Origin of the sequence: Modestobacter sp. DSM 44400, assembly GCF_900107175.1 — a bacterium.
GTDB lineage: Bacteria > Actinomycetota > Actinomycetes > Mycobacteriales > Geodermatophilaceae > Modestobacter.
In genome coordinates this window covers 1-3532 of the sequence record NZ_FNOZ01000120.1, presented here as the reverse complement: position 1 = coordinate 3532, position 3532 = coordinate 1, and the positions used below count along the sequence as shown (strand labels likewise).

5 protein-coding genes are annotated in these 3532 nt (G+C 66.5%); all 5 read right to left on the bottom strand.

Translation table 11 applies throughout. The features are described from left to right. Positions 1 to 57: 57 nt before the first annotated feature. On the bottom strand, positions 58 to 285 hold the full coding sequence (locus BLW04_RS27225) for a hypothetical protein (protein ID WP_175484296.1): 228 nt from the start codon (positions 283 to 285) through the stop codon (positions 58 to 60). A 78-nt stretch (positions 286 to 363) separates the two neighbouring features. Continuing rightward, positions 364 to 1755 (bottom strand): amidase, encoded by a 1392-nt coding sequence (locus BLW04_RS24980; RefSeq protein ID WP_091548297.1) that lies wholly within the window; start codon positions 1753 to 1755, stop codon positions 364 to 366. 4 nt (positions 1756 to 1759) lie between these two features. Then, complete coding sequence (locus BLW04_RS24975; protein WP_091548295.1) at positions 1760 to 1951, bottom strand: Asp-tRNA(Asn)/Glu-tRNA(Gln) amidotransferase subunit GatC; 192 nt, start codon at positions 1949 to 1951, stop codon at positions 1760 to 1762. A 37-nt stretch (positions 1952 to 1988) separates the two neighbouring features. Continuing rightward, entirely contained in the window at positions 1989 to 2696 is a 708-nt protein-coding gene (locus BLW04_RS24970) for an ABC transporter ATP-binding protein (protein WP_091548293.1), read from the bottom strand. Further along, the gene (locus tag BLW04_RS24965; RefSeq protein WP_091548291.1) at positions 2689 to 3429 is read right to left on the bottom strand and encodes an ABC transporter ATP-binding protein; all 741 of its coding nucleotides are present in this window, start codon (positions 3427 to 3429) and stop codon (positions 2689 to 2691) included. Before BLW04_RS24965 ends, BLW04_RS24970 begins: the two co-directional genes overlap by 8 nt. Positions 3430 to 3532: the final 103 nt, after the last annotated feature.

Genomic DNA, 3532 nt, shown 5'->3' with positions numbered 1-3532 from the left:
GTCTTGGCGGACGCCCAACACCTACCTCACGGCCGGTGCGGGCGGGGGACCGCCACCTCAAGTTCCACGAGACCCGGGACAACCTCTCACCCCGGTCTTGGCGAGCCCGTCACGGAAGTCCACTCCCATGGCCCGCAGCTGATCGACCACGCGGCGTGCCGTGGCCTGCTCGCGGAACCCGGTCTCCGGATGACGCATGATGTCGTCACTGAGCGTAACGATCCGGTCCGCCTGGGCGTCGATGACGGCGCAGACTCTGGCCTTGATGTCATCGAGGCTGGTCATGTGTCCTCCAGTCGTGGGTCCTCGGCAGTCACGGACGGCACCGCTCCACCGAGAAACCTGAGGGCCGGCGTGATGGGCTCAGAGGCTCGGCGTGTGCGCCGTCCAGTCGGTGGCGGCCTCGTAGGCGTGGCCGACGCGCAGGACCATCTGCTCGTCGAACGGGCGTCCGATGACCTGCAGACCTACCGGCATGCCGTTCGAGTCGAATCCGCACGTCAGGGTCAGAGCGGGCAACCCGGTGACATTGGCTGGGGCGGAGTGTCCGACGTAGGCGTCCATAATGTTCTTCCGCGCCCCGTTGGGAAACTCGAACTCTTGCTGGCCGACCCGGGCCGCGGTTGCCGGCAGGGTCGGACATACGATCGCGTCGATTCCCTCGAAGGCCTGTCGAAAGGCCTCCTTGACCAGTGTGCGGACCCGTAGGACCTTGAGGTACTGGCTGGCCAGCATCAACTCTCCGGCCTCCAGGAAGACGCGGACGTCGTCCTGATACCGCTCGCCGCGGGCGCGCAGCATCGACTGGTGGTAGGCGGCAGCTTCCGGCACGGTCAGTCCGAACTCGAGTGCCATTATATGTTGCGCGAAGGGAATCTCGATCTCCCGCACGGTGGCGCCGTTGCTCTCGAGCACGGCCACGGCCTCGCGGACGAGCGTCTCCACCTGCGGATCGATGGCGTCGAAGTAGTAATTGGTGGGCACGCCGAGGGTGAGGCCGGCGACACCGGTCTCTATGCCGTCGGTGTAGTCCGGCACCGCTACTTCCGTAGTGGCGGGGTCTCGTGGGTCGAAGCCGGCGATGACGCCCAGCACCACCGCTGCGTCCCGCACGGTGCGGGTCAAGGGGCCGACGTGATCCAGAGACCAGCACAGCGACGTGACTCCGTGTCGGGAGACGCGGCCGTAGGTCGGCTTGAGCCCGACGGTGCCGCAGACGGAGGCGGGAATCCGAATCGACCCACCCGTGTCGCTGCCCATGCCCATGAGGCACTCGCCCGAAGCGACGGCCGCGCCCGAGCCGCCGCTGGAGCCGCCCGGGATGCGGTCGATGTCCCATGGATTGCGGGTCGTGGGAGTGATGATGCCGTAGGCGAATTCGTGCGTGTGCGTCTTGCCGACCAGGATCGCACCGGCCTCCCGGAGCCGCTGCACGGACGCGGAGTCCTCCGTGGCCATGTAGTCGGCGCGGACTTCCGAACTCGCGGTCGTGGGAAGCCCCGCGACGTCGAAAAGGTCTTTGATACCGACCGGGATGCCGTGCAGGGGCCCGCGGTAGCCGCCGTCGGCGATCTCCTTCTCGGCGACTGCTGCCGCCTCGAGTGCCTGCTCGGCGGTCACGACGACGAATGCGTGCAGCCTGTCATCCACCTCCTCGATGCGCTCGAGCGCGGAGCGGGTGAGTTCGACGGGCGACAGTTCACCGGAGGAGATCAGGCGTGCCGCCTCGGTGATGCTGAGCTGGTACGGCTTCATCTGCTTACTCCCAGCGGGGGTCGAAGGCGGTGGCCGGTGGGGTCTCGCCAACATCGACGGCGTCGAGGCTGTCCATCAGCCCGACGATCAGGTCGAGAGCGGGGCCTACAGCCGCCCTGCGCTCAGGAGTGAGCTCAAGGCGGGCGAACAACAGCAACTGATCGAGTCCTGCTTCGTCGATGTCCGGGCGTGGCATGTCCGTCCTTTCGGTCGTGCGTGTCGGTCTCGCGTCCTCAGGGCGCGAGGTAGCGGAAGAGCCGAGGGTCCTCACGAATGGTCGCGGCAGGGCTGTGCATGACCATGACGCCGCGATCCATGACGTAGGCGCGGTCGGCGAGCTTCAACGCGAAGTCGAGGTGCTGCTCGACCACGACGATGCTTCGTGTGCGGGCGAACTCGAGGAGCCGATCGCCGATCTCCTCGACCACACCGATCCAGACGCCCTCGGTGGGCTCGTCGAGTACGAGAACCTTCGGGTCGCCGAGCAGCGCGCGGGAGATGGCGACCATCTTCCGCTCACCTCCGCTGAGAGTGCCGGCCGGTTGGCGGAGACGCTGCGAGAGTTTCGGAAAGACGTCGAGGACGCGTTCCAAGCTGTCCCGGTTGCCCGCTTTCCGGCCTCCCAGAGCCCCGACCGACAAGTTCTCTTGAACGGTCAGTCCGGGGAAGACCGGCTGGTTCTGGGGCACGTAGCCCACGCCCCGTTTCACCACCTCATCCGTCCGCATTCCCGTGACGTCGTGCTCCCCGACGCGCACGCTGCCCGCCCGCCGTCGCACCACACCGAGAATGGTGTTGAGAAGTGTGGTCTTACCGGCCCCGTTCCGTCCCAGGATCGCGACACCTCCCGTGGCGGGCGCATCAAGGTCGACGTCGAACAGCACCTGACTGGAGCCATAACCGGCGCACAGGCCACGGACCTGAAGAAGAGGCTCAGACACGGGTGACGTACACCTCTCGTACACGTTCGTTCTTCTCGATCTCCGCCGGAGTCCCCTCCGCCAGGATCTTGCCGCCTTCGAGGACGGTGATCACGTCGCAGAAGGACCGGATGAAGTCGAGGTCGTGCTCGACGATCAGGATGGAACAGGAGGATTTGATCGGTCGCAGCAGGTCCCCGGTCACCCGCCGTTCCTCGGGGCTCATGCCGGCTGTCGGCTCGTCCAGCAGAAGCATGCTGGGGTGCGAGGCGAGTGCCATGGCGATCTCGAGCCACTGCATCTCACCGTGCGACAGGTCTCCGGCCATGTCGTCGGCCCGGGTGTCCAGCCGGAAATCCCGCAGGCTCTCCATGACCGGAGCGGCAAGCCGCCTCCGCGATCGCGAGATGAGCAGGCCGCCCAGCGACTGGCCGGCCTGCAGCGCGAGCAGGACATTGTCATACACCGTCAGATCGGGGAAGATCCGAGCGATCTGGAACTTGATGGACATGCCGACCGCGGCCCGGCTGGACACGGCCCATCGCGTGATATCGCGTCCGGTGAGACTGACGGTCCCGTGATCGGGGAGGAGACCGCCGGCGATGGTGTGCAGCAGGGTGCTCTTTCCGGAGCCGTTCGGACCGATCAGACCGTGGAACTCCTGAGCTCCGACCGTCAGATCGACCCCACCCAGCGCCTGCAGTTCACCGAACCGCTTCTCGACACCGCGGACCTCAAGCAATGAGCTCGCCATGCGGCTGCACGAGGATGTCCCGAGTTCCGTGGAACTTCGGTAGCGGCCCGTTGATCAACTAGGCGGCGTTGCTGACGGGCCCATCATGCGCGGCGGGTACGAC

What these genes read in the sequence shown, in the direction of transcription:
- BLW04_RS24980 (WP_091548297.1), bottom strand. Translation starts at nt 1,755, where the DNA reads ATGAAGCCGTACCAGCTCAGCATCACCGAGGCGGCACGCCTGATCTCC.
- BLW04_RS24975 (WP_091548295.1), bottom strand. Translation starts at nt 1,951, where the DNA reads ATGCCACGCCCGGACATCGACGAAGCAGGACTCGATCAGTTGCTGTTG.
- BLW04_RS27225 (WP_175484296.1), bottom strand. Translation starts at nt 285, where the DNA reads ATGACCAGCCTCGATGACATCAAGGCCAGAGTCTGCGCCGTCATCGAC.
- BLW04_RS24965 (WP_091548291.1), bottom strand. Translation starts at nt 3,429, where the DNA reads ATGGCGAGCTCATTGCTTGAGGTCCGCGGTGTCGAGAAGCGGTTCGGT.